19 protein-coding genes are annotated in these 18795 nt (G+C 63.3%); 15 read left to right on the forward strand and 4 right to left on the reverse strand.

Features of this window, described 5'->3' with window-relative positions; translation table 11 throughout:
* The first annotated feature begins 498 nt into the window (after positions 1-498).
* From mdcA to madM, 9 genes are all read left to right on the forward strand, one after another.
* Positions 499-2169, forward strand: coding sequence for a malonate decarboxylase subunit alpha (mdcA, locus tag F7R20_RS24500; RefSeq protein WP_003206457.1), 1671 nt, complete (start codon positions 499-501; stop codon positions 2167-2169).
* Positions 2170-3045, forward strand: a complete 876-nt coding sequence (locus F7R20_RS24505) for a triphosphoribosyl-dephospho-CoA synthase (protein WP_003206455.1) — start codon at positions 2170-2172, stop codon at positions 3043-3045.
* Positions 3045-3344 carry a malonate decarboxylase subunit delta gene (locus tag F7R20_RS24510; RefSeq protein WP_003206454.1) on the forward strand — a complete coding sequence of 100 codons (300 nt, stop codon included), beginning with the start codon at positions 3045-3047 and terminating at the stop codon, positions 3342-3344. Before F7R20_RS24505 ends, F7R20_RS24510 begins: the two co-directional genes overlap by 1 nt.
* Positions 3337-4188 (forward strand): biotin-independent malonate decarboxylase subunit beta, encoded by an 852-nt coding sequence (locus F7R20_RS24515; RefSeq protein WP_003206452.1) that lies wholly within the window; start codon positions 3337-3339, stop codon positions 4186-4188. The genes F7R20_RS24510 and F7R20_RS24515 overlap by 8 nt, the downstream gene beginning before the upstream one ends.
* On the forward strand, positions 4185-4988 hold the full coding sequence (mdcE, locus tag F7R20_RS24520; RefSeq protein WP_003206451.1) for a biotin-independent malonate decarboxylase subunit gamma: 804 nt from the start codon (positions 4185-4187) through the stop codon (positions 4986-4988). Before F7R20_RS24515 ends, mdcE begins: the two co-directional genes overlap by 4 nt.
* Complete coding sequence (locus F7R20_RS24525) at positions 4982-5605, forward strand: malonate decarboxylase holo-ACP synthase (protein ID WP_027912922.1); 624 nt, start codon at positions 4982-4984, stop codon at positions 5603-5605. Before mdcE ends, F7R20_RS24525 begins: the two co-directional genes overlap by 7 nt.
* Entirely contained in the window at positions 5602-6522 is a 921-nt protein-coding gene (mdcH, locus tag F7R20_RS24530) for a malonate decarboxylase subunit epsilon (RefSeq protein ID WP_003206448.1), read from the forward strand. Before F7R20_RS24525 ends, mdcH begins: the two co-directional genes overlap by 4 nt.
* Positions 6523-6589: 67 nt before the next feature.
* Entirely contained in the window at positions 6590-6982 is a 393-nt protein-coding gene (madL, locus tag F7R20_RS24535) for a malonate transporter subunit MadL (protein WP_013694456.1), read from the forward strand.
* A gap of 5 nt (positions 6983-6987) precedes the next feature.
* On the forward strand, positions 6988-7752 hold the full coding sequence (madM, locus tag F7R20_RS24540) for a malonate transporter subunit MadM (RefSeq protein ID WP_003206444.1): 765 nt from the start codon (positions 6988-6990) through the stop codon (positions 7750-7752).
* Between the two features lie 119 nt (positions 7753-7871).
* Here the strand turns inward: madM and F7R20_RS24545 are convergent, their stop codons facing one another.
* Positions 7872-8786 carry a LysR family transcriptional regulator gene (locus F7R20_RS24545; RefSeq protein ID WP_003206443.1) on the reverse strand — a complete coding sequence of 305 codons (915 nt, stop codon included), beginning with the start codon at positions 8784-8786 and terminating at the stop codon, positions 7872-7874.
* A 254-nt stretch (positions 8787-9040) separates the two neighbouring features.
* Here F7R20_RS24545 and trhA point away from each other — a divergent pair, with 254 nt between their 5' ends.
* The gene (gene trhA, locus F7R20_RS24550) at positions 9041-9658 is read left to right on the forward strand and encodes a PAQR family membrane homeostasis protein TrhA (protein ID WP_003206441.1); all 618 of its coding nucleotides are present in this window, start codon (positions 9041-9043) and stop codon (positions 9656-9658) included.
* On the opposite strand, the gene F7R20_RS24555 is transcribed toward trhA, so the two are convergent.
* Positions 9655-10578 (reverse strand): LysR family transcriptional regulator, encoded by a 924-nt coding sequence (locus F7R20_RS24555; protein WP_003206440.1) that lies wholly within the window; start codon positions 10576-10578, stop codon positions 9655-9657. The genes trhA and F7R20_RS24555 overlap by 4 nt on opposite strands.
* Before the next feature lie 105 nt (positions 10579-10683).
* Between F7R20_RS24555 and F7R20_RS24560 the strand changes: the two genes are divergently transcribed.
* Positions 10684-11925: a D-amino acid dehydrogenase gene (locus F7R20_RS24560; protein ID WP_003206438.1), complete on the forward strand. Its 1242-nt coding sequence runs from the start codon at positions 10684-10686 to the stop codon at positions 11923-11925.
* A 21-nt stretch (positions 11926-11946) separates the two neighbouring features.
* Entirely contained in the window at positions 11947-12849 is a 903-nt protein-coding gene (locus F7R20_RS24565; protein WP_003206437.1) for a transporter substrate-binding domain-containing protein, read from the forward strand.
* Between the two features lie 111 nt (positions 12850-12960).
* Here the strand turns inward: F7R20_RS24565 and F7R20_RS24570 are convergent, their stop codons facing one another.
* Positions 12961-13680 (reverse strand): 16S rRNA (uracil(1498)-N(3))-methyltransferase, encoded by a 720-nt coding sequence (locus tag F7R20_RS24570; RefSeq protein ID WP_003206435.1) that lies wholly within the window; start codon positions 13678-13680, stop codon positions 12961-12963.
* A 133-nt stretch (positions 13681-13813) separates the two neighbouring features.
* Positions 13814-15220 carry an adenosylmethionine--8-amino-7-oxononanoate transaminase gene (locus F7R20_RS24575; RefSeq protein ID WP_003206433.1) on the reverse strand — a complete coding sequence of 469 codons (1407 nt, stop codon included), beginning with the start codon at positions 15218-15220 and terminating at the stop codon, positions 13814-13816.
* 247 nt (positions 15221-15467) lie between these two features.
* On the opposite strand from F7R20_RS24575, the gene F7R20_RS24580 reads away from it, so the two are divergent.
* The 3 genes from F7R20_RS24580 to F7R20_RS24590 all read left to right on the forward strand — a co-directional run bounded on the left by F7R20_RS24580 (position 15468) and on the right by F7R20_RS24590 (position 18697).
* A complete protein-coding gene (locus F7R20_RS24580; RefSeq protein ID WP_081352592.1) occupies positions 15468-17225 on the forward strand; it encodes a flavin monoamine oxidase family protein in 1758 nt (585 codons plus the stop codon).
* A 291-nt stretch (positions 17226-17516) separates the two neighbouring features.
* Entirely contained in the window at positions 17517-18068 is a 552-nt protein-coding gene (locus tag F7R20_RS24585; RefSeq protein ID WP_003206429.1) for a cytochrome b, read from the forward strand.
* 32 nt (positions 18069-18100) lie between these two features.
* On the forward strand, positions 18101-18697 hold the full coding sequence (locus F7R20_RS24590) for a YceI family protein (RefSeq protein ID WP_003206427.1): 597 nt from the start codon (positions 18101-18103) through the stop codon (positions 18695-18697).
* Positions 18698-18795: the final 98 nt, after the last annotated feature.

Below are 18795 nucleotides of genomic sequence, written 5' to 3' on the forward strand. Positions count from 1 at the left end.
ACGCCAAAAAAGTAACCAAAAAGGCTTTGCCCCACCACTCGGTGCCTCGCCTAGGCTCGGCATGCCCGAACGAAGGCATTGCTCCGTGGGCCCGCCGCGAAGGGCCATCCATGGCCCAGCGCGGCTATCCCGGCATCCATGCCGGGATGCCCACTCCACAATGCCTGCGTTCGGCCAGCGTGGTTAACGGGGCGCCGAGATCAACGTCCATCGCGAGGCGGCCTGACAGCCGACCTGGCTCTTGCGGGTGTACCCCAACCAGATTTGTGTGAGCAGGACCTGTGGGAGCAAAGCTTGCTCGCGAGGCGGCCTGACAGCCGACCTGCGATTGCAGGTGTACCCCAATCCAATTGTGTGCGGGCTTGCTCGCTACCACAAAGGTTCGTACCAATCCGGCAACCATTACTCCAACCGTAACGATCCGCCGTCGAGCTTGATTGATGCCCGCGCCACAACACTCCTAAGGTGAGCCCACGACAGCGAACCCGTGGAGTGGTCATGACAACAACAATATCCCCCGACTCGCGCTGGACGCGGCGGCGCAGCGAAAAGCAGCGGCGTCTCGGGCTGGTGAAGGGGCTTGCCGACGGTGTGGTGCTGCCCACCGACAAGATCGTCGCGGCGCTGGAGGCGTTGATTCTGCCCGGCGACCGTGTGGTGCTGGAGGGCAATAACCAGAAGCAGGCGGACTTCCTTTCCCGCTCCCTGGCGAAAGTCGACCCTTCGAAGCTGCACGATTTACACATGATCATGCCCAGCGTCGGGCGGTCCGAACACCTGGATCTGTTCGAGCGCGGCATTGCCCGTAAGCTCGATTTTTCCTTTGCTGGCACCCAGAGCCTGCGCATCAGCCAGTTGCTCGAAGATGGCCTGCTGGAAATCGGCGCGATCCATACCTACATCGAACTCTATGCCCGGCTGGTGGTGGACCTGATTCCCAACGTGGTGCTCTCGGCCGGTTTCATGGCCGACCGCGCTGGCAATATCTACACCGGCCCCAGCACCGAAGACACACCGGCGCTGATCGAGCCGGCGGCCTTCAGCGACGGTATCGTCATTGTTCAGGTCAACCAGTTGGTGGATGACGTCAGCGACCTGCCGCGAGTCGACATCCCGGCGTCCTGGGTCGATTTCGTGGTGGTGGCCGACAAGCCGTTCTACATCGAGCCGCTGTTCACCCGCGACCCGCGCCATATCAAGCCTGTGCATGTGCTGATGGCGATGATGGCGATCCGCGGGATCTACGAAAAACACAACGTCCAGTCCCTCAATCACGGCATCGGTTTCAACACCGCCGCGATTGAATTGATCCTGCCGACCTACGGCGAATCCCTTGGCCTGAAGGGCAAGATCTGCCGCAACTGGACGCTTAATCCGCACCCGACCCTGATCCCGGCCATCGAAAGCGGCTGGGTCGAAAGTGTGCATTGCTTTGGCACCGAGCTGGGCATGGAGAACTATATTGCCGCCCGGCCGGACGTGTTCTTCACCGGCCACGACGGCTCGCTGCGCTCCAACCGCATGGTCTGCCAACTGGCTGGGCAATACGCGGTGGACCTGTTCATCGGCGCCACCCTGCAAGTGGACGGCGACGGCCATTCCTCCACCGTGACCCGTGGCCGCTTGGCCGGCTTTGGCGGTGCGCCGAACATGGGCCATGACCCGCGCGGTCGTCGTCACGGCACGCCAGCCTGGCTCGATATGCGCCACGGCGATGGCGAGGCGCCGTTGCTCGAGCGCGGCAAGAAGCTGGTGGTGCAGATGGTCGAGACGTTCCAGGAGGGCGGTAAACCGACCTTCGTCGAAACCCTCGACGCGGTGGACGTGGCGAAGAAAGCCGGCATGCCCCTGGCGCCGATCATGATCTACGGCGACGACGTCACCCATTTGCTCACCGAAGAGGGCATCGCCTACCTGTACAAGGCCCGCTCCCTGGAAGAGCGCCAGGCAATGATTGCTGCGGTGGCCGGCGTTACTGCCATTGGCCTGCGCCATGACCCGAAAGACACCGCGCGCATGCGCCGCGAAGGGCTGATCGCCTTGCCCGAAGACCTCGGTATTCGCCGCACCGACGCCACCCGCGAGTTGCTCGCGGCCAAGAGCGTGGCCGACCTGGTGGAGTGGTCCGGTGGCCTCTACAACCCGCCCGCCAAGTTCAGGAGCTGGTAAATGCACGCCTTCAACCTGCAACCGAAAAAACTGTCCTTGACCGAGCACCTGGCGGATATGGCGGTGGACGCGCTGATCGACGAAGCCGACCTCTCGCCTAAACCGGCCTTGGTGGATCGTCGTGGCAATGGCGCCCACACCGACCTGCACCTGGGCCTGATGCACGCCTCGGCACTGTCGCTGTGGCCGGCGTTCAGGGAAATGGCCGAAGCCGCCCTCGACTGTGGCGAGATCGGCTTGCCGCTACGCGAAGCCCTCGGGCGCATCGGCCGTGAGGGGGAAGCCTCGATGCTCGCTACCACTGGCGGCGTCAACACACACCGGGGTGCGATCTGGGCCTTGGGCCTGTTGGTCGCTGCAACGGCGCTGGAACCTGAATCCAGTGCTGCCAGCGCCGTCGCTCTACGCGCTGCCCGCCTGGCCTTGCTCAACGACCGCTATGCGCCCCAACCCTTGAGCCACGGCGCCCAGGTAGCCCAACGCTACGGCGTACGCGGTGCCCGGGAAGAAGCGCAACTGGCGTTCCCGGCGGTGACTGGCCTGGGCCTGCCGCAACTCAAGCGCAGTCGCGCGGCGGGCGCGGGAGAGCAGAACGCCCGGCTCGATGCCTTGCTGGCGATCATGACCACCCTGGCCGATACCTGCGTGCTCTATCGCGCCGGCGAGCCGGGTTTGCAGGCCATGCAACAGGGCGCCAAGGCGGTGCTCGATGCCGGTGGCAGTGCGAGCCTGGGCGGTCGTCGCCAATTGCACGCGCTGGACCAACAACTGATTGCCTTGAACGCCTCGCCCGGCGGCGCTGCCGACCTGCTCGCCGCCTGCCTGTTCCTCGATCGTATCGAGCGCGGCGATGGCCTCTTCCCAGGAGTGTGCTGATGGAAACCTTATCCTTTGAATTCCCTGCCGGGCAGCCGCCACGGGGGCGGGCGCTGGTGGGCTGCGTCGGCTCGGGCGACCTGGAAGTGCTGATCGAACCCGGCCTGGCAGGCAAGCTGACCATCCAGGTGCAGACCTCGGTCAACGGCAGTGAACAACGCTGGCAGCACCTGTTCGCCCGCATGTTCGACGGCCAGACACCGCCGGCCTTGTCTATCGACATCCACGATTTCGGCGCCACCCCCGGCGTGGTGCGTTTGCGCCTGGAGCAAGGTTTCGAGGAGATCGGCCATGACTGACAGTGCAGCGTTGCTCAACAAGCACAGCTTCGTCGAACTCGGTGCCCGGCAACGGGCCAAGGCCTTGCTCGATGACGGCACTTTTCGCGAATTGCTCGACCCGTTCCAGCGGATCATGTCGCCATGGCTGTTGCGCCAGGGCGTGGTGCCGCAAAGCGATGACGGCGTGATGATCGCCAAGGGTACGCTCGATGGCCTGCCCGTGGTGATCGCCGCCATCGAAGGCGCGTTCCAGGGCGGCAGCCTCGGCGAAGTCGGCGGGGCGAAGATTGCCGGTGCGCTGGAACTGGCCGCGGAGGACAACCGCAAGGGCATCCCGACCCGTGCCGTATTGCTGCTGGAAACCGGCGGCGTGCGTTTGCAGGAGGCCAATCTCGGGTTGGCGGCGATCGCCGAGATTCATTCGGCGATTGTCGACCTGCGCCAATACCAACCGGTGGTCGGCGTGGTGGCCGGCAGCGTCGGCTGTTTTGGTGGCATGTCCATCGCCGCCGGGCTGTGCAGTTATCTGCTGGTGACCCAGGAAGCGCGGCTGGGCCTGAACGGCCCACAAGTGATCGAACAGGAGGCCGGGATCGACGAATACGACTCCCGCGACCGGCCGTTCATCTGGAGCCTGACCGGCGGCGAGCAACGGTTCGCCAGTGGGTTGGTGGATCGTTACGTCGCCGATGATGTGGCGCAGATCCGTCAACAGGTCGGCCAGTTGCTGCACCTGGGCGTTCCCGCGCAACACCGCAGCGGCCAGGCCGAGCTGTTCCTGCAACGCCTGGCCCGCTTGGACACTGAAGTGCAAATCGAACCGGCCACGGTTCGCCAGTTGTATCAGGGAGAACGCCCATGAGTGCCTATTCATTGAGAGGCTTGCGCTGGTTCGAGGCCTTGGCTGGCGACGCCAAACCGCTGGAAGGCCTGCCGGCTTCGTTGAAAGTCGCTGACGTCAGGCTGGGCGAGCAAACCGTGCGCCTGCTGGCGGTGGTAGCTGATCCCGACAGTCGTTTTCCCCGTGCTCGCAATGGCGAAGTCGGTTTGCTGGAGGGCTGGGGTTTGGCTAAAGCGGTGGATGACGCCATCGACGCCGACCGCGATGCAGTCAACAAGCGTCCGCTGATCGCCGTTGTCGATGTACCGAGCCAGGCCTATGGGCGGCGTGAAGAAGCCCTGGGCATTCATCAGGCCTTGGCCGGTGCGGCGGACAGCTATGCCCGTGCGCGACTGGCCGGGCATCCGGTGATCGGTTTGCTGGTGGGCAAGGCCATGTCCGGGGCGTTCCTGGCCCACGGCTACCAGGCCAACCGCCTGATTGCGCTGCGCGACCCGGGGGTGATGGTCCACGCCATGGGCAAGGCCTCGGCGGCGCGAGTCACCCTGCGCAGTGTCGAAGAGCTTGAGGCCTTGGCCGCCAGCGTGCCACCGATGGCCTATGACATCGACAGTTTTGCCAGCCTGGGTCTGCTGTGGGAAACCTTGTCGGCGGAGCAGATCGAGCAACCGACGGCGGCTGATCTGGCCCGGGTGACGGATTGCCTGCAACAGGTGATCAACGATGTGGCCGCTGCGCCTCGCGACTTGAGCAGTCGCCTCGGTGCGACCCATCGCGCGGCTTCCAGCACCGTACGCCAGTTGCTGAGAGCACAGTGGTGAATACATATCTGGCCCATGACCTGCTCTGGGGGATGACCCCGGAACAGGTGCCTGCGGGTGCGCCGGCATGGGTGCTCGAATCGATTGCCGCCGGTCAACCGGTGGTGGTCCGGCGCTCGCTGACGGCTCCGGGTCAAATCGCGGTCGGCGTGCGCGGGCGTTCGCGCGAGCAGCGTTATGCAACGTCGATGGCGATTGCTGCGATTTCCCGTCGCGTCAGGCCGGAAGACCTTTGTCACGTTGCGTCGACTCGCGACTTGCCAGCCCTGCAAGCGCTGTCCCGCCTGCGTCCGCAGCTCGATGCCAGTGGCTGGGCCTGGGGGGTGAGTGGCAGCGCCGGGTTCGAGCTCGCCACGAGTATCGAGGCGTTGCATGAACGCAGCGACCTGGATCTGATTCTGCGGGTGCCGCATTTTCTCGATCGTCTCCACGCCAGGGAATTGCTGGCGCAACTGGATGCCTCGGTTTGCGCCGTGGATATGCAATTGCAAACGCCCTGCGGTGCCGTCGCCTTGCGCGAGTGGGCGGGTTCGTCGCGGCGTGTCCTGCTCAAGGATGATGTGCAGGCACGGCTGGTGAACGATCCTTGGCAGCCTTCATTGGAGCAAGTCGCGTGAGCAGCCTCTTCGTCTTTCCCGGCCAGGGTGCGCAGCGCGTGGGCATGCTCCACGGCCTGGCGCCGCAAGTCCTCGACGAGGCGGGTGACGTGCTTGGTGAGGACGTCTTGCAGTTGGACAGTGCCGAGGCGCTGCAATCGACCCGCGCCGTGCAACTGTGCCTGTTGATTGCCGGCGTGGCAGCGTCGCGGCGATTGCTGGAACAGGCGCCTGCGCCGGACTACGTGGCGGGACTGTCCATCGGCGCTTATCCGGCGGCGGTGGTGGCCGGGGCGCTGGGGTTCGAGGATGCGTTGCGACTGGTCAGCCTGCGGGGCGAATTGATGCAGCGGGCGTATCCGCAAGGCTATGGCATGACCGCGATCATCGGCCTGGACCTCGCGGCAGTGGAAGCGTTGCTGGCGCAGGTGCACAGCGACCGCACCCCGGTCTACCTGGCCAACATCAACGCGGATAATCAGGTGGTCATCGCCGGCAGTGACGAGGCCATGAACAACGTTGCCAGGCAGGCGCGAAGCCTGGGTGCCGGGAAGGCCTGTCGGCTGGCGGTGAGCGTGCCGTCCCATTGCCCGTTGCTGGAAGCACCGGCCCGGGCATTGGCCCAGGCATTTGCCGACGTACCGTTGAAAGCACCAGCCTTGGGTTATCTCAGCGGTAGCCGCGCGCGACCGGTGATCAACACCGAGGCCTTGCGCGACGACCTGGCGCTCAACATGTGCCGCGTGGTGGATTGGCGCGGTACCGTGCAAAGCGCTTACGAACGCGGTGTGCGGCTACAGATCGAACTGCCGCCCGGTGCGGTGCTGACCGCCCTGGCGCGCCGGGTGTTCGAGCAGGGCACTGTCATGGCTTTCGACGGCGCCCGGCTCGACACCTTGCAGGCGCTGTTGCGTGAGGAGGGAAACCGCCAACCCTAAACCACCGACTCAAGCTGGCGAAGCACAAAAACAACAACTTCGACGATGCACTTTGAGGACTACAACAATGATTATCTACGGTGTGGCATTTTTGGCCTTTTGTACCCTGGCGGGTATTTTTATCGGTGAGCTGCTGGGCAAATTGATCGGCGTGCCGGCCAACGTCGGCGGCGTCGGCATTGCGATGCTGTTGTTGATCGGCCTGGGCAGCTACCTGAGCAAGCGCGGCCTGTTCAAGGGCAAATCCGAGGCCGGCGTGGAATTCTGGAGCGCGGTCTACATCCCCATTGTGGTCGCGATGGCGGCGCAGCAAAACGTCTACGGCGCGCTCAAGGGCGGGCCGATGGCGATCCTGGCCGGAACCCTGGCGGTGGTGATTGCCTTTGCGTTGGTGCCGGTGCTGGTGCGCATTGGCAACAAAGGGCCTCAGGCCGACGTTTCCGTTAAGACGGTCGGGTGATTGCCATGTACGAATCCATGATGAAAGTGATCACCGGCTACGGCCTGATCAGCGGTTTCGCCATTGTCGGCATCACCATGTGGGTGTCCTACTGGATCAGCAACACGTTCACCAAAGGTCGCCTGCATGGTTCGGCCATCGCCATTCTCCTGGGGCTGGTGCTTTCCTACATTGGCGGGGCAATGACCGGCGGGCAGAAGGGCGTGGTGGACATTCCGCTGCTGTCCGGGATTGGTTTGCTCGGCGGCGCGATGCTGCGGGACTTTGCCATCGTCGCCACGGCGTTCGGCGTGAGTATCGAAGAACTCAAGCGCGCCGGTTTCGTTGGGGTGCTGGCGCTGTTTGTCGGAGTCGGTACGTCGTTCATTGCTGGCGTCGGGGTCGCGATGGCTTTCGGTTACACCGATGCGGTGAGCCTGACCACCATTGGCGCCGGGGCGGTGACCTACATCGTCGGGCCGGTGACCGGGGCGGCGATTGGTGCCAGTTCCGAAGTGATGGCGCTGTCCATTGCCGCCGGGTTGATCAAGGCGATCCTGGTGATGGTGGCGACGCCGTTCGTGGCACCGATGATTGGCCTGAATAATCCACGCAGTGCGGTGATTTTCGGTGGCTTGATGGGCACCTCTAGCGGCGTGGCCGGCGGGCTGGCGGCCACCGATCCGAAGCTGGTGCCGTATGGCTGCCTGACGGCGGCGTTCTATACGGCGCTTGGGTGCTTGTTGGGGCCTTCGTTGTTGTTTCTGATCATGCGGGGGTTGATGGGGTAGGGCTTTGAATTTGCGCTGAACGGGCTGTCCTCATCGCGAGCAGGCTCGTTCCCACAGGGGATTTGTGAACACCGATCCAATGTGGGAGCGAGCCTGCTCGCGATGAAGGCAACACGGTGTCAAACCTGGCGATTGGCATACATCCGACACTCGGCCAACAGCGCCAGCAAATTCGGATCACGCTCCTTGGCTTTCAGGAACACCACGCCAATGCGCTGTTGTAGCCGATACCTTTCCTGCAACGGGATCAATTTCACCCGGTTTTCATACACCGCCGCAATTCGCCCCGGCAACAACGCATAGCCCACCCCGGAGCTGACCATGCTCAGCAGGGTGAAGATGTCGTTGACCTGCATCGCCACCTTCGGTTCGAACCCCGCCTGCTTGAACACCCGGATACCGTCCTGGTGCGTGGCAAAACCCTGGGTCAGGGTGATGAACGTCTCGTCGCGCACCTCGGCCAGATCGACTTCAGTGCGTTGGGCAAAGGGTGAGTCGGCCGGTGTGGCGAGGAAGATGTCGTCGCAAAACAGCTCGATATGCTCGCAGTCGGGGTCGTTCACGCTGTCGTCCAGGGAGATCAGGATCGCGTCCACCTCCATGTTCTTGAGCTTGTACAGCAGGTCGATGTTCGAACCCAGGATCAGGTCGATATTGAGCTCGCTGCGGCGGATTTTCAGGCCCATGATCAGTTGCGGCACGGTCTTGACCGTCAACGAATACAGCGAGCCGAGCTTGAAGCGTTCGGCGGAGAAGCCGGCGGCTTCGCGGGTCAGGCGCACGCTTTCGACCACGTCCTGGATCAGCTTCTGCGCCCGTTCTTCCAGCACATAAGCGCTTTCCAGCGGCGTGAGGTTGCGGCCTTCGTGCTTGAACAACGGGCAACGCAGGGCGCTCTCCAGCGAGTGAATGGCCCGGTGCACACTGACGTTGCTGGTCTGCAACTCGGCCGCCGCCCGCGCCAGGTTGCCGGTGCGCATGAAGGCCAGGAACACCTCGAGTTTCTTCAGGGTCAATTCTTCGTCGATCAGCATGGGGCGGACTCTTATTCGTATTGCCCGATTGTGCCCCAATCGGTCTTGGGATGTAGATCGTTCCCACGCTCTGCGTGGAAATGCCTCAAGGGACGCTCTGCGTCCGCTTCGGGACGCGGAGCGTCCCCGGCTGCATTCCCCACGCGGAGCGTGGGAACGATCATTAGCCTTGCTTCCACAGCAAGCAAAGCATTGCACTTTGACGCGCCAGGCCTGAGCCTTGGCGTCTGTTCTGGAATGTGAGGTGGGACTGGATGTATCACGGGGAACGACTCAACGCCTGGACGCACTTGGTCGGGGCGGTGGCGGCTTTTATCGGGGCGGTGTGGTTGCTGGTGATTGCCGGGATGGCGGGCGATCCGTGGAAGATCGTCAGCGTGGCGATCTACGGGTTCACCCTGCTGGTGCTGTACAGCGCTTCGACGGTTTACCACAGCGTGCGCGGTCGCAAAAAAGCCATCATGCAGAAGGTCGATCACTTTTCGATCTACCTGCTGATCGCCGGCAGCTATACGCCGTTTTGCCTGGTGACCCTGCGCGGGCCGTGGGGCTGGACCTTGTTCGGGATCGTCTGGGGGCTGGCGCTGATCGGGATCCTGCAGGAGATCAAGCCGCGTTCCGAAGCGCGGATCCTGTCGATCGTCATCTACGCCGTGATGGGCTGGATCGTGCTGGTGGCGGTCAAGCCGCTGCTGGCGGCCCTGGGCAGCACCGGATTTGCCTGGCTGGCCTCGGGCGGCGTGTTGTACACCGTGGGCATCATATTTTTCGCCCTCGACCACCGGCTGCGCCACGCCCACGGGATCTGGCACCTGTTTGTGATCGCCGGCAGCTTGCTGCACTTCGTGGCGATCCTGCTCTACGTGCTCTAACGACGTTCCGCCACCGCGAACAGGCGATCCAGTTGCGCCTGGGCCTGGCTGGCGAAAATGTCCAGCAACGCGCCGAGGGTGTGCACCGGCGCCTCGTTGGCCCGGGTCACGGCATACAGGGAAATGGGCAGCGGTGGCGACAACGGCCGGATGGCCGTGCGGGTGTTCGAGGCACCGAGGGCCGTGAACGGGTCGATCACCGCCAGCCCGGCACCGGACTCGACCATGGCCCGGGCCAATGAATACGTCTGTACGGCGATGCTGATACGCGGCGGCGGTTCCACGGCCTTGAGATAGCCGTCCAGCCTGGCCGACAGCGGGTCGGCGCTGGACAGGCCGATCAACGGTGCACCGGCCAGTGCCTGCAAGGGCATCGGCCGGCCCACCTGTGCGTCGGTCCAATGCCCGCTCGGCGCCAGGGCCACCAGCACACCGCTGGCCAGGGCCTGGGCCTTGAGTCCCGGATGATCGGGCGGTTGCAGGGTCAGGGCGACGTCGATTTCGCGCATCAGCAGGTTCTGCACCAGTTCGCGGCTGTGGGCGCTGGACAATTCGCAGGCGATGTCCGGATAACGCTGTGTCCATTGATGAACCGCCGCAGGCAGCAGCGACAGGGCCAGGGCCGGTGTCGCGCCGATCCGCAGGCTGTGGCCCGGCTCGCGCCGCAGGCTCTGGGCAAGGCGCCGGACACCTTGCAGGCTCTCGCTGACCTTATCGACTTCGCGCTCAAGCTCCAGCGCCTCAGGCGTGGCCTGCAACTTGCCACGCACCCGCAGAAACAACGCAAACCCCAATTGCTGCTCGGCATGCTGCAACACTTTGGTCACCGCCGGTTGCGAAACATGCAGCAGTTGGGCCGCACCGCTGATGGAGCCGGCCTGGCGGATGGCCTGGAATATCTCGATATGGCGAAGACGCATGGCGAGCCCATAACCTTTGTTTATAGGGAGTCCATCTTTATTCATTGTTCGAGGCCTGTCACCTGGCCCTAACCTCAAGCCACTGAAAACGGATGTGAGATGGACATGGCACAGCGGGTTTGCATCATCGGTGGTGGCGTGGTCGGGCTGGCGACGGCTTATGCGCTGGTGCGCGACGGCGTCGACGTGACGCTGGTGGAGGCCCGGGAGACCTTGGGCAGCGAGACCAGTTTCGCCAACGGTGGCCAGTTGTCCTATCGCTACGTCACCCCGCTGGCGGACGCCGGGGTGCCCTGGCAGGCGCTGGGATGGATGCTGCGCGGTGATTCGCCGCTCAAATTGCGACCGCGCCTGGACCCGGCGCAGTGGCGCTGGATGGCCGCGTTCATCGGCGCCTGCCGGACCTCGGTCAACCGGCGTAACGGCGCCCACCTGTTGCGCCTGGCGCTGTTGAGCCAGGCGACTTTGCAGGACTGGCGCGAGCAAGACCGCCTCGACGGTTTCAACTGGCGGCGCAACGGCAAGCTAGTGACGTTTCGCGACGCGAGGCATTTCCAGCGTGCGCGGCAGGGGTTGCTGGACAGTGCCCACCAGCAGGTGCTTGGCCCCATCGAGTGCGCGAACCTGGAACCGGCCCTGGCCGGCGTGCCGTACGTGGGCGGGGTCTACACGCCGGCTGAGGAGGTCGCCGATTGCCATGCCTTCTGCCAGCAATTGGCGGCACGTTTGCGAGCTTCGGGGCGCTGCGAGTTCCTGTTGGGGCTCCCGGTCAGCGGCATCGAACACGTCGACGGTGCGGTGCAGGCCATTGTGCTGGGCGGTCAGCGGCTGCCGGTGGAGCAACTGGTGATTGCCGCCGGCCATCGCAGCGCGGCGCTTGCATTGCCCGGGGTGCGGATGCCGCTGTATCCGCTCAAGGGCTACAGCTTGACCGTGCCCATTGGCCCACAGCATCGGGCACCGCAGTTGAGCATCACCGACTATGACCGCAAGGTCGTCTACGCGCGCATCGGCGAACAGCTGCGCGTTGCGGCGATGGTGGACATCGTCGGTTTCGACCCGACGCCGGACCCCAAGCGCCTGGCCCTGATCAAGCGCCAGGCCCTGGAAACCTTCCCCCAAGGTGGGGATTACTCGCGCGCCGTCGAATGGGCCGGCATGCGCCCGGCGACCCCCAGCGGCGTGCCGCTGATCGGCGCCACCGGCTACCGTAACCTGTGGCTCAACCTCGGCCATGGGGCCTTGGGCTTTACCCTGGCGTGTGGCAGCGCTCGCTTGCTCAGCGAGCTGATCGGCCAGCACACGCCTTCCATCGACTTGCAGGGCCTGACGCCCCGCGCCGCCTGACCCACCCAACGGAGAATAACAATGCAAAAAATCACGTTGATCGGCTGCACCCTGAGCCTGTTGTTAAGCGTCCAGGCCCATGCCAATGAAGCACCCCCAGCCGGCACACTGGGCAAGATCGCCAGCACCCGCAGCATTACCCTGGGCTATCGCGACGCTTCGGTACCGTTTTCCTACGTCGGTGACAGCAGCGGCCAGCCGATGGGTTACTCGGTGGAACTGGCGGGCAAGATTGTCGAGCGGATCAAGACCCAGCTGGCGTTGCCGCAACTGGACGTGAAGTACAACCTGGTCACGTCCCAGACCCGCATTCCACTGGTGCAGAACGGCACCGTGGACCTGGAGTGCGGCTCTACCGGGGTGACGGCCGAGCGGCAGAAGCAAGTGGCGTTTTCCTACGGTTTCATCTATGTGAAGGGCCAGTTGCTGACGGCCAAGGACAGTGGCATCCACAGCTTCGCCGACCTGCGCGGCAAGAACGTGGTCACCACCGCCGGCACCACCAACGAACGCTTCCTGAAAAGCTACAACCAGGACAACAACGCCGAGATGTTCATCATCAGCGCCAAGGACCACGGCGAATCCTTCCAGATGCTCGAGACAGGTCGGGCGGCGGCGTTCTACATGGACGATGCGTTGCTATACGGTGAACGGGCCAAGGCCCGCGACCCGCACAAATGGGTGGTGGTGGGGCAAGAGCAATCACGGGAAATCTACAGCTGCATGGTGCGCAAGGACGACCCGCAATTCCTGGCGCTGGTCAATGCGACCCTGGCTGATTTGTACAAGTCGGGGGAGATCAACGACATTTACGACCGTTGGTTCCAGAAACCGATTCCACCCAAGGGCCTGAACCTGGAATTCCCGATGACCAGCGAGTTGAAGGCGATCATTGCCAAGCCGACCAGCGAGCCGGTGCAGTAGGCCTGTGGGAGCGAGCGTGCTCGCGATAGCGCCGGATCAGTCAGCATCGATGTTGAATGACCCACTGCTATCGCGAGCAAGCTCGTTCCCACATGGGTTCTATATTCGACTCTAGAAATCCCCCCACAACTGCTGCGCCACTGCCAGCGCCACTACTGGCGCGGTTTCAGTGCGCAGCACGCGAGGGCCGAGGCGGGCGGCGTGGTAGCCGGCGGTCTTGGCCTGTTCGACTTCGGCGTCCGACAAACCGCCTTCAGGACCAATCAGGAACGCCAATGTCGACGGTTTGTCATGGCTGACCAGCGGCTCGGCCACCGGATGCAGCACCAGCCTCAGCTCGGCCTCGGTCTGTTTCAGCCAGTCAGCCAGCAGCAGGGGCGGGTGGATGACCGGCACGCTCGAGCGCCCGCATTGCTCGCAGGCGCTGATTGCCACCTGGCGCCAGTGCAGCAGGCGCTTGTCGGCGCGCTCGTCCTTGAGGCGCACTTCGCAGCGCTCGCTGAAAATCGGCGTGATCTCACTGACCCCCAGCTCCGTGGCTTTCTGGATCGCCCAATCCATGCGCTCGCCTCGGGACAGGCCTTGGCCGAGGTGAATGCGCAGTGGTGATTCAGGTTGTCCGGCGAACTGCTCGTCCAATTGCACCCGCACGCGTTTCTTGCCGACCTCGGCCAGGGTGCCGCGAAACTCCTGGCCCGAGCCATCGAACACCTGCACCGCATCGCCCTCGGCCATGCGCAGCACACGGCCGATGTAGTGGGCCTGGGCTTCAGGCAGTTCGTGGTCGCCGAGGCTCAGGGGCGCGTCGATGAAGAAGCGGGACAGTCTCATGTTTTGTTCTCTCGATCGTTCCCACGCTCTGCGTGGGAATGCCGCCATGGACGCTCTGCGTCCGCTGTGGATGTGACGCGGAGCGTCACGGGATGCATTCCCACGCAGAGCGTGGGAACGAGAAGTTCAGGGCTCAGCCCGGGTCGCGATAACCCGGGTGGAAGTCCTTCGGCACCGCCACGCTGACCTTGTCCCGGGTGGCGATGTCGATGCCTTCGCTGGCCACTTCGGCCAGGAAGTCGATCTGCTCCGGGGTGATGACGTACGGCGGCAGGAAATACACCACGCTGCCCAGCGGCCGCAGCAAGGCACCACGCTCCAAGGCATGCTGGAACACACTCAGGCCGCGCCGTTCCTGCCACGGATAAGCGGTTTTGCTGGCTTTGTCCTTGACCATCTCGATCGCCAGCACCATGCCGGTCTGGCGCACTTCGGCGACGTTCGGGTGGTCGGCCAGGTGCGCGGTGGCGCTCGCCATGCGTTGGGCCAGGGCCTTGTTGTTTTCGATGACGTTGTCTTCTTCGAAGATGTCCAGCGTCGCCAGGGCCGCCGCGCAGGCCAGTGGGTTGCCGGTGTAGCTGTGGGAATGCAGGAAGGCGCGCAGGGTCGGGTAGTCGTCGTAGAACGCGCTGTAGACCTCGTCGGTGGTCACGCACGCGGCCAGCGGCAGGTAACCGCCGGTCAGGGCCTTGGACAGGCAGAGGAAATCCGGCGTGATGCCGGCCTGCTCACAGGCGAACATCGTCCCGGTACGGCCAAAGCCGACGGCGATTTCGTCGTGGATCAGGTGCACGCCATAGCGGTCGCAGGCCTCGCGCAACAACTTCAGGTACACCGGATGGTACATGCGCATGCCGCCGGCGCCCTGGATCAGCGGTTCGACGATCACTGCCGCCACCGTGTCGTGGTGCTCGGCCAGGGTCTGTTCCATGGCTGCGAACATGTTGCGTGAATGTTCTTCCCAGCCCATGCCTTCGGGGCGGTGGTAGCAGTCGGGGCTCGGCACCTTGATCGTGTCCAGCAACAAGGCCTTGTAGGTTTCAGTGAACAACGGCACATCGCCCACCGACATCGCCGCGATGGTTTCGCCGTGGTAACTGTTGCTCAGGGTGACGAAGCGCTTCTTGTCCGGCCGGCCGCGATTGATCCAGTAATGGAAGCTCATCTTCATCGCCACTTCGATGCAGGACGAGCCGTTATCGGCGTAGAAGCACCGGGTCAGGCCTTCGGGCGTCATCTTCACCAGGCGCTCGGACAGCTCGATCACCGGCTGGTGACTGAAGCCGGCGAGAATCACATGCTCCAACTGATCGACCTGGTCCTTGATGCGCTGGTTGATGCGCGGGTTGGCGTGGCCGAACACGTTGACCCACCAGGAGCTGACGGCATCGAGATAGCGCTTGCCTTCGAAATCTTCCAGCCACACGCCTTCACCGCGCTTGATGGGGATCAGCGGCAGCTGTTCGTGGTCTTTCATCTGGGTGCAGGGATGCCATAGCACCGCGAGGTCGCGTTGCATCCACTGGTTATTCAGGCCCATTTACAGTCTCCTCGAGGCGGCTCGCGGCGGGCGCGGGCAAAACAATCGCGCAAGCCTATGCAATGGCGGCCCCGCGGACAACCCATTGTGTCATTCCCACTACTTTGAACGAGGCGATAGACGTCGCTGGCGGCGTTTTGATGGCTGACGTATTCTTCGCCGTTCCCTGAGCCGACTGGCTCGAAAAACCGAGAGCCGCCTGGCTCGAAAACTGAAATTTCCTACGTTTTAATCCGGAGTTCGTTGAATGTCTGCTGGTTGGCTGCGCGCCTGTGCGCTGGTGATGATAGGGCTGTTCAGCGTTTCGGCGCTGGCCAAGGACAAACAACCGACGGCCATCGTCATCGGCGGCGGCCTGGCGGGGCTCACGGCGGCCTATGAGTTGCAGAACAAAGGCTGGCTCGTGACGTTGCTGGAAGCCAAGCCGGACCTGGGCGGTCGTTCGGGCATGGCCACCAGCGAGTGGATCGGCAACGAGAAGACCCAGCCGGTGCTGAACAAGTACGTCTCCACCTTCAAGCTGAGCACCACGCCGGCGCCGGAGTTCGTGCGTACCCCCAGCTATCTGATCGACGGCACTTACTTCACCACCGCGGACCTGGCGACCAAACAGCCGGCCACCGCCGAAGCCCTCAAGCGCTACGAAACCACCCTGGACGACCTGGCGCGCTCCATCGAAGACCCGCAGAACCCGGCGGCGACCAGCACACTGCACGCGCTGGACCAGATCACTGTGTCCAACTGGCTCGACCGTCTGCAACTGCCGGCCACGGCGCGGCAGTTGGTGAACCAGGAGATTCGCACCCGTTATGACGAACCTTCGCGTCTGTCGCTGCTGTATTTCGCCCAGCAGAATCGCGTCTATCGCGGCGTGTCCGACCGCGACCTGCGGGCCTCGCGCCTGCTCGGCGGTAGCCCGGTCCTGGCCCAGGCGTTCGTCAAGCAACTGAAAACCATCAAGACCAATTCGCCCGTGTCGGCCATCTCCCAGGACAAGGACGGGGTGACTGTCAAGGTTGGCGCCGTTGGCTATCAGGCTGACTACGTGGTGCTGGCGGTGCCGCTGCGGGCGCTGAACAAGATCCAGTTGACCCCGGCCCTGGACGCCCAGCACCAAGGCGCGATCAAGGGCACCAACTACGGCTGGCGCGACCAGATCATGCTCAAGTTCAAGACCCCGGTCTGGGACAGCAAGGCGCGCATGTCGGGTGAGATCTACAGCAATGCCGGCCTGGGCATGATGTGGATCGAACCGGCCTTGAAGGGCGGTGCCAACGTAGTCATCAACCTGTCCGGCGACAACGCCCGGGTGATGCAGGCCTTCGGCGACAAGCAGATGGTCGATCAGGTGCTGATCCGTCTGCACGCGTTTTATCCACAGGCCCGTGGCGCGTTCACCGGCTACGAAATCCGCCGCTACAGCACCGACCCGTCCATGGGCGGTGCGTACCTGGCCTTTGGCCCGGGCCAGATCAGCAAGTACTGGCGCCTGTGGGAAAAGCCATTGCAGCGCGTAGCCTTTGCCGGTGAACACACCGACACCCTGTATCCCGGCACCCTTGAAGGCGCGCTGCGCAGCGGTCAACGGGCCGCCAGCCAGGTTGAAGACCTGGCGGCGGGCAAGTCGTTCGAGCCGGCCAAGGTCGCACCAGTTGCAACGGCAGCAGCGGCGGGTGCGGTAGCGGCGAAGAAGGGCAACTTCTTCACCAACCTGTTTGGTGGCTCGGATGATGACAAGAAGCCAGAGCCGGTCAAGGCACCGGAACCGGTAGCGCCTGCTCCAGTGCCTGCACCCGCTCCTGCGCCGGCACCGGTGGAACCACCTGCACCAGCCCCGGCGAAGGTTGAGCCAGCCAAGAAAGCAGCGGCCAAACCAGCGGCGAAAAAACCAGCCGCCAAGGCTCCGGCTAAAAAAGCGCCAGTGAAGAAAGCCACTCCGGCGAAGAAACCGGCGGCCAAGCCGGCAGCGACAACACCGGCGGCGACTGAGACCAAGGCTCAGTAAGGCTTGGTGATAGAAAAAAGCGCGGCGTGTCAGCCGCGCTTTTTTTTGCCTGTAGAACCGCTATCGCGAGCAAGCTCGCTCCCGCAGGGATTGCGCTCGGCCAGTGTGGGAGCGCGCTTGCTCGCGATGAGGCCCTTCCTGATATAACGCCTTGTATCGGTTTTAATCTTTCCTTAACCCACCCCTTCCAGACTGATGATCGTATTTCTCGATATTTCAAAGCGAAATTTTCCGCTTTAAATCGATAGATAACTCGCTAGTCTTGATCGCAGTTTTTACAGGAAATGAGCAATGCAGCTACGCAACTCTTCTTCTCGCTATGGCTGGGTCAGTATCGCTGTGCACTGGGGCGTTGCGCTGGTGGTGTACGGGTTGTTCGCCCTGGGCCTGTGGATGGTTGGCCTGGATTACTACAGCACCTGGCGCAAAGACGCACCGGACCTGCACAAGAGCATTGGCCTGATGCTGCTGGCGGTCATGTTGCTGCGGGTGATCTGGCGCGTTGTCAGCCCGCCGCCACCGACCCTGCCGACCTATGGCCGCCTGACCCGCGCCGGTGCCAAGCTCGGTCATAGCGCACTGTATCTCGGGTTGTTCGCCGTGATGATTGCCGGTTACCTGATTTCCACCGCAGACGGTGTCGGGATCCCGGTGTTTGGTTTGTTTGAAGTACCCGCGCTGGTGTCCGGACTGCCCGATCAGGCAGACGTCGCTGGCCAGATTCACCTCTACCTGGCGTGGGCGTTGGTAATTTTCTCCGGCCTTCATGCGTTGGCAGCATTGAAACACCACTTTATCGACCGTGACGCGACCCTCAAGCGAATGCTGGGGCGCCAAGCCTGATGTTCAACCTCGACTCCAAAGGAATAGAAAGCATGTTGAAAAAGACGCTCGCCGCCCTGGCAATCGGTTCTGCCCTGCTGTCGGCCGGCCAGGCCATGGCTGCTGACTACGTAGTTGACAAGGAAGGCCAGCACGCCTTCGTCGACTTCAAGATCAGCCACCTGGGCTATAGCTACATTACCGGTACCTTCAAGGACATCGACGGCAAGTTCAGCTTTGACGCCGCCAAGCCTGAGGCCAGCAAGATCGAGTTCAACGTACGTACCGCCAGCGTGTTCACCAACCACGCCGAGCGCGACAAGCACATCGCCAGCAAGGACTTCCTGGACGTAGGCAAGTTTGCCGATGCCAAGTTCGTGTCCACCAGCGTCAAGTCCACCGGCAAGAACGCTGATGGCAAAGACACTGCAGACGTGACGGGTGACCTGACGCTGCACGGCGTGACCAAGCCAATCGTGGTCAAGGCCACGTTCCTGGGCGAAGGCAAGGATCCATGGGGCGGCTACCGTGCTGGCTTCGAGGGCACCACCAGCATCAAGCGTTCCGACTTCGGCAAGATGATGGACCTGGGGCCACAATCCGACGCCGTTGAGCTGTACATCTCGTTTGAAGGTGTCAAAGCGAAGTAACCTTCGCGCCTGACAAAAAACGCCTCTGGTCTTGCGATCAGGGGCGTTTTTTATTACCCGGATTCGGGCAACACGGAGAACCCTGTGGGAGCGAGCTT

This window comes from Pseudomonas brassicacearum subsp. brassicacearum (assembly GCF_008801605.1).
Classification (GTDB): Bacteria; Pseudomonadota; Gammaproteobacteria; order Pseudomonadales; family Pseudomonadaceae; genus Aquipseudomonas; species Aquipseudomonas brassicacearum.